The following is a 6709-nucleotide window of genomic DNA, read 5'->3' on the forward strand; positions in this document are numbered from 1 at the left end:
CCCCGCCGGGGGCGGGCCCCCCCCCGCCCCCCGCCCCCCCGGGGGCCCGCGACCCCCCCCCCCCCCGCCCGCCCCCCCACACCCCCCCCCCGGCGCGCGCCGCCCCCTCCGCGGAACAGCCCCGGCCCGTGCCGAGGAGCACCCCCGGCACGGGCCCGAACCGGCGCGCCCACGAAGGCCCGCCGCCCTACCCCTGCCGCGGCATCACCCGCTTGCCCAGCAGCCACAGGTTCGCCAGCGCCAGCACGGCCAGCACACCGCCGAACCACAGCACGCTCGACACGGCGATGCCGTCCGCCGCCCGGCCGCCGAGCAACGCCCCGAGTGCGATTGCCAGGTTGAAGACCGAGACGAACAGCGCCGAGCCCACCTCGCGCGCCGCCGGGGCAGCCCGGAACATCCACGACTGGGCGCTGACCGACACGCCCCCGTACGCGAGCCCCCACACCACCAGCAGCACCGCGGCGCCCGGCGTGGAGCCGCCGACCAGCGCGAGCAGCACCACCGCGGTGGTCAGCAGCGCCGACAGGACCATCAGCGCACCGCGCGGGTCGCGCCCGGCGCGCGCGCCGGCCAGGAAGTTGCCGGCGATCCCGGCCACCCCGTACACCAGCAGCAGCGTGCTGATCAGCCCCGAGCCGACACCGGAGACCTCTTCGAGCACCGGCCGGACGTAGGTGTACGCGCCGAAGTGGCCGGTGACCAGCAGCCCGGTGACCAGCAGCCCGATCCGCAGGCCCGGATTGCGCAGCAGGCCCGGCATCTCGCGCAGGCTGGTCGGCTGGGTCGCGGGCAGCGGCGGCAGCAGCACGGCCATCGCGGCCAGCACCGCCAGCGCCAGCGCGGCGATCACCCAGAACGCGGCGCGCCAGTCGGCCAGGTCACCGATGAGCGTGCCGACCGGCACTCCGAGCACCGAGGCGACCGCTATCCCGCTGAAGATCACCGAGGTGGCCGCGGCGACGGACCGCTCCGGCACCAGCCGCGCGGCGAGCCCGGCGGCGATCGACCACACCCCGCCGATGCTCAGCCCCACCAGCACCCGCGCGGTGAGCAGCACGGCGAAGTTGGGCGCCAGGGCGGAGACCAGGTTGGCGACGGCGAGCAGCCCCATCAGCGCGCACAGCACGTACTTGCGGTCCAGCCGCCCGACGAGGACCGCGAGCAGCGGCGCGGCCACCGCCGCCACCAGCCCGGGCAGCGTCATGGCCAGGCCCGCGGTGCCGTCGCTGACGTGCAGCGACGAGCCGATCGAGGTCAGCAGGCCGACCGGCAGCATCTCGGTGGTCACCACCGAGAAGATGCCGACGGCGACGGACAGCACGGCCAGCCAGCTCCGCGCGCCCGCGCGCGAGGCGGGGTCGTGCCCGGCCTCGCCCGCCGCTCCGTCGGCCCCCTGCTCATGGGCGGCGGCCGGGGGCGCGGCTGGGGTGCTGCCCGGGGCATGGGGCGGAGTGCGCGTCGGGGTACGGGGCGGGGTCGTGAGGGATGCCGCGGGGGCGGGCCCCGTGCCGTGCGCGGGCGCGGGATCGGCGGCCCGGGGCGCGGGCTCGTGGGTCTCGGACATGCTCCTAGCGTTCAGCCGCGCCCCGATCGGGAACAACGCCGAACCTCTCATCCTTGTATGAGTCAGATTTATGGATCGCCGCGGGCGAGCACGGGCCGGGGCGCCGGCACCGCGGCACACGGAGGAGGCAGTGCGGTGAGCGGTGTGGAGATCCGCGAGTTGGAGTGTTTCCTCGCGCTCAGTGAGGAGTTGCACTTCGGCCGGGCGGCGGAGCGGCTGTACGTGTCACAGAGCAGGGTCAGCCAGTTGCTGAGCGCACTGGAGCGCCGGGTCGGCGGCCGACTGCTGGACCGCACCAGCCGCCGGGCCCGGCTGACCCCGCTGGGCGAGCGGTTCCTCACCGAGCTCAGGCCCGCGTACCAGGCGTTGCGCGCCGCCGTCGACGGGGCCCGCGCGCATGCCACCGGCGGTGTGCTCGCCACGCTCCGGGTCGGCTTCCTCGGCTCGGCGAACGAGCACGTCATGCACGCCTTCGGCACCTTCCACGAGCGCCATCCGCAGTGCGAGGTGGCGCCGGTGGAGTTGCCGTTGGCGGACCCGTTCGGCGCGGTGCGGCGCGGCGAGGTGGACGCCGCGCTCGTGTGCCTGCCGGTGGCCGAACCCGATCTGGCGGTCGGCACGGTCCTCACCGAACAGCCCCAGTTGCTCGCCGTACCGGTGCACCACCCGCTCGCCCACCGGTCCTCAGTCTGCGCCGAGGAGTTGGCGGACCACCGGATGATCGGCCTGCGGAGCCCGGCCCCCCGCTACTGGCGCGAGGCCATGGTGCCGCCCACCACCCCCGGCGGGCGGCCGATCGCGGCGGGCCCCCTGGTCTGCACGCTCCAGGAGGGGTTGACCGCCGTCGCCGCGGGCCTCGGCACCATGCTGCTGTGCGCCCCGACCGCGACCCATCAGGGACGGCGCGACATCGCCTTCGTCCCGGTCACCGGCCTGCCCGGGTCCGCGCTCGCGCTGATCTGGCAGCACGCGAAGGAGACCGCCACCCACCGGGCCCTGGACCGGGCCCTGGCCGAGACGCCCGAGTCCCCCGCCGCCCCCTTCGCCCCGTTCGCCCCACCGGCCGCTCAGGACGTGCGAGACACGGCCGGCACAGCCGGCACAGCCAGCATGGCCGGCGGACGCCGCGTACCCGGGATGGCGTGACCGGGCCGAGCCACGCGCCACGGCCCACCCGACGCCCCATCAGACACCGCCCGCCATCGCGTTGTTGGATGTGTCACATACGCCGTACGGGAGGCCGCTCGGCGAGCATGATCGGGGTGGCTGGAACTTGCCCCTGGATCGCGGCCGGGCATGCGCATGAGGCTCGACGCGAAACAGCCGTCCGGAACTGGCCGAAGCTGCGTACCGTCGCAGCGGCCAGGAAGCACACAGCGCCCGACGTACGCGCGTCGGATATCCGCACCGAATACACGCAGTACCGCATCCGCAACCTGGCGCGATAACAGTGACGCGTGGCCGGATACTCTGGGGTCCGAATTGCCGGATTTTGCGGTGCCAACTCAATTAGTTCGCCGGTCAACAGTCCATTCCGCGGTATGGAACAACTTGCACCGGAGGTAATTGAGGTGCACACTGTTCCGAAGATTCGGAGCAACCTGCACCAGACTTCTCACCATGAGGAGGCAGCTCTTGAGCGCCATAGCGGGAACTCGCGACCTGTGCCGGGCCGATCTGACGCTAACGTACGCGGTACACAATGCCTTTCGGCGTGACGCGGCCCTGCTGATGTCTGCCTCCTACAGCGACGATGTGCGCGATGGCGCGTCCATTCGCGCGGGTTGGCACACGCTCAAGCGAAATCTGACGATCCAACGCACGGCCAAAGACTGTGTGTTGTGGCCGGCGCTGCGCGCCCGACTCGCGGGTCAGCCACACGAGTTGGCACTCCTGGAGTCGATGGAGGCCGAGAACGCCGAGATGGACCCGATGATCCGAAAGATCGACGCGGCCCTCTCGCACGACCGCCGATTCCGCCTGCGGGAGTACGCCGAGGACTTCTCCACCTCGCTGCTCACCCACCTCGACCACGAGGAAGCCGAGGCCCTTCCGCTGATGCAAAGCGTGCTCAGCCGGCAGGAATGGCGCGCGTTCTGCGACGAACAGCGGCGCCAGGTGGGCCTCAAGGGCGCCTCGTCCTTCTTCCCCTGGCTGCTCGACGGGGCCCCCGACGGCACCCGGGCCCAGATCCTCGGACTCCTCTCGCCACCGCTGCGCTTTATCTGCCGCACGGTATGGCAGCCGCGGTACGAGCGCACGCCGCGCTGGGAGCTCGCCGGAGCCCTATGAATCGGCCATCGGGACCCGGTCGCCGCGCACCCCACAACTACGCGGCACCAAAGGCTTGTTGACGGTCCTTTCGTTCACTTCTTGAATACAAAAAGAACCCCTGTCGCCACGCACGGCGACGGGGGTTCTCGCTCGTCACGGCCCCGCCGATCGATCGAAGCGGCCCCGCCATCGACCGGGTAAGCTGACCGACTCCACACCTGGCCTAGACCAGCCGCCCAGGTGAGGGAGAGTCCTGCGGAAAAAGGCAGTGCGATGACCATCCGGCACAGAGCCGGAAGGACCATAGGTGCTCAGCTCAAAGCGGGTTACTATCTGGATCGTTCGATGTCCGAACGCGCTTCACCATGCGGAACTATTGACTCACTGGTGAACTGTTGAACGACCGACTTGAGGTGACATAGACTGCCTGCCGGCTCCAGATTTGCTCGACTTTCAGCCACGGGGGGATGAACGGGCGGCGCAGCAAGGCCACAAAAACCGGACATGACGGAACAGCGACGGACGCCCGTCCCCCAGCGGAGCGGCCCATACGGGGACCAGCGTGAGGCGAATCCCGGTGCTGTTATGACGTTTTGCCCGAGTGGCCCCTCCATGCGTCCCCACTCATCGAGCCTCTCGTCACACTCTTCTGGAAGGTGAACGAGAACGTCATGGAATTTGCCATATTGGGCCCGCTTCGCATGTACGAGCAGGGGCGTTCTTACACGCCAACGGCACCGAAACAACGGCAGCTATTGGCCCTGCTGCTGCTCAACGCCAACCAGGTCGTTTCCACCAGCACCTGCATCGATGAACTCTGGGAAACATCGCCACCCAACACGGCGTTGTCCACCCTTCAGTCCTACATCCTGCAACTGCGGCGAACGCTGCGCAGAGTTCCGCGCATCGGCAGTTTACAAGCTGCCCGTCGAGTTCTGGAGACGCGGGACGGCGGATATTTGCTGGCCGTCCGGAACGACGAACTCGACGCCAATATCTTCACCTCGCTGGTACGTGAGGGCCGCGCGGAACTCCACCGCGACGACCACGCCGCATCGGCGCTCTTGACCCGCGCCCTGACGATGTGGCAGGGGTCCGCACTCTCCGACGTCCAGGCCGGCCCCGTACTCCGGGCGCACCTGGTCGGTCTCGAAGAGGATCGGATCAGCGTGCACGAGCAGCGCATCGACGCCGACCTGCGACTTGGCCGGCACCACGAGCTGCTCGGTGAGCTCAGCGCCCTGGTCACCAAGCACCCGACGCACGAGAACCTGCACGCCCAGCTCATGCTGGCGCTCTACCGCTCGGGCCGGCGCGCCCAGGCGCTCGAAGTCGTCAAGCGGCTCCGCCAGGTGCTGCACGACGAGCTCGGGCTCGAACCCTCGCCGCGGATGCGCAATCTCCATCAGGCCGTGCTCGCCTGCGACCCGGTGATCGACAGCCCGGCGGGCTCCGACTCCGTGCTCGCGCTCGACCTCGCGCGCTACTCGTCCTCCCCGACGCTCCCCATCCAACCCACGCCGCCCACCTTGCACGCCACCACCACGGCGAGCAGGCCACTGGCGTAACAACGAACCGGCCTGCGGATTACGGCGAACGATTCGGTCCCCCTTTGGCCCGTTTCGGTTTCCCCAGGCCATACGGGTGCTACGCGCGTTCACGCCGGCGCGCGTACTCCCTCACCGCTGGGTCGAGCATCACGGGGCCCGCCCACCGCAAAGGCCCACTGCGGCGCATTCCGCGGTGGGCCCGATGGACTCCCTCAACTCCCTTTATTTTTCTGCTGCTTGGCGTGTCTTCCGCTGGTTCTCGCGGGTTGCGTCTACTTTCCGCGCCGGTAGGTACGGGCAGGTGCGAGCGTCCCCGCCCCGGCATGCCGCGCCAGCAAAGCGCGTGCGATGCAATGCGCCAACCTGAAGTGCCAACTCCCTTACGCTGCGGCGGTATTGGCTAAACCACGGTCCAGGTGTCGGTGCCGTGGAGGAGGTTGGCGAGGTCGCCCTTGCCCTGGTTTTCGATGGCGTGGTCGAGTTGTTCGTTGAGTTGGGTGTCGTAGACGGGGCGTTGGATGTTGCGGAGGACGCCGATGGGGGTGTGGTGGAGGGTGTCGGCGTCGGCGAGGCGGGTGAGGGCGAACGCGGTGGTCGGTGAAGCGGCGTGCGCGTCATGGACCAGGACCTCGTCCGTGCCTTCCATCTGCACATCGATCACCCGCAGGTCACCGGTGGTCCGGTCGCGCACCACACCCTTGCTGCCGAGTCCGTCGGTGGCGGGGGCACCGAAACGGATGGGCTGGCCGTGTTCGAGCCGGATGACTGCTTCCAGGGCCTGGTCCTTGTCCTTGAGGACCTCGAACGCGCCATCGTTGAAGATGTTGCAGTTCTGGTAGATCTCCACCAACGCGGTCCCTGGATGCGCCGCGGCTTCCCGCAACACACTCGTCAGATGCTGCCGGTCGGAATCGACCGTACGGGCCACGAACGAAGCCTCCGCACCCAACGCCAGGGACAACGGGTTGAACGGGGCGTCCAGTGAACCCATCGGGGTGGATTTAGTGATCTTCCCGACCTCGGAAGTCGGGGAGTACTGGCCCTTGGTCAACCCGTAGATCCGGTTGTTGAACAACAGGATCTTCAGGTTCACATTCCGCCGCAGCGCATGGATGAGATGGTTCCCGCCAATGGAGAGGGCGTCGCCGTCACCGGTGACCACCCATACCGACAGGTCCTGGCGCGAGGTCGCCAACCCCGTCGCGATGGCCGGGGCCCGACCATGGATGGAATGCATACCGTAGGTGTTCATGTAGTACGGGAACCGGCTGGAACAACCAATCCCCGACACGAACACGATGTTCTCCCGAGCCAACCC

General features: G+C 69.3%; 5 protein-coding genes. 3 read left to right on the forward strand and 2 right to left on the reverse strand.

The genetic code is table 11. From position 1 onward, the window contains the following. Positions 1-187: 187 nt before the first annotated feature. Positions 188-1567, reverse strand: coding sequence for an MFS transporter (locus tag AAHZ94_RS25960; protein ID WP_349995684.1), 1380 nt, complete (start codon positions 1565-1567; stop codon positions 188-190). A gap of 135 nt (positions 1568-1702) precedes the next feature. Between AAHZ94_RS25960 and AAHZ94_RS25965 the strand changes: the two genes are divergently transcribed. From AAHZ94_RS25965 to AAHZ94_RS25975, 3 genes are all read left to right on the forward strand, one after another. Beyond that, positions 1703-2713, forward strand: a complete 1011-nt coding sequence (locus AAHZ94_RS25965; protein WP_349995686.1) for a LysR family transcriptional regulator — start codon at positions 1703-1705, stop codon at positions 2711-2713. 474 nt (positions 2714-3187) lie between these two features. Beyond that, positions 3188-3859, forward strand: coding sequence for a hemerythrin domain-containing protein (locus AAHZ94_RS25970; protein WP_349995687.1), 672 nt, complete (start codon positions 3188-3190; stop codon positions 3857-3859). A 653-nt stretch (positions 3860-4512) separates the two neighbouring features. Next, positions 4513-5409, forward strand: coding sequence for an AfsR/SARP family transcriptional regulator (locus AAHZ94_RS25975; protein WP_349995688.1), 897 nt, complete (start codon positions 4513-4515; stop codon positions 5407-5409). Between the two features lie 382 nt (positions 5410-5791). Here AAHZ94_RS25975 and AAHZ94_RS25980 read toward each other — a convergent pair. After that, a partial coding sequence (locus AAHZ94_RS25980) for a 2-oxoacid:ferredoxin oxidoreductase subunit beta (RefSeq protein ID WP_349995689.1) occupies positions 5792-6709 on the reverse strand: 918 nt, incomplete at its 5' end.

It is taken from the genome of Streptomyces sp. HSW2009 (assembly GCF_040240285.1).
GTDB lineage: Bacteria > Actinomycetota > Actinomycetes > Streptomycetales > Streptomycetaceae > Streptomyces.